The following is a 312-nucleotide window of genomic DNA, read 5'->3' on the forward strand; positions in this document are numbered from 1 at the left end:
CATTAAAACTTTCTTTAAAATTCTCATTTGGTGTATCCCATTATTATTAATTGGTGGGGCGATTTATTGGATCCTTTTCAAATTCTTTCCTGAAGTTTTAAATCAAATCAACACTTTCACGAGCAACGCCACGGCTAAAACCAAAATATTATACGATAAAACTACTCAACCAATTTGTAATGTTATCGAGTATATCTATCTTAAATTAACAGGAAAAGATAAAGATCCTAATCATACTCCTTCACCACAAACGAAATTAGGTTATTATCTAGCGACTACTTTAAGCGTCATCGGTATTTGTTTAGGAATTGG

1 pseudogene is annotated in these 312 nt (G+C 31.7%); it reads left to right on the forward strand.

The features are described 5' to 3' along the window. Positions 1–312 (forward strand): annotated as a pseudogene (locus RI01_RS03120) (hypothetical protein); the annotation flags it as partial.

The sequence above is a fragment of the Italian clover phyllody phytoplasma str. MA1 genome, from assembly GCF_000300695.1.
Classification (GTDB): Bacteria; Bacillota_I; Bacilli_A; order Acholeplasmatales; family Acholeplasmataceae; genus Phytoplasma.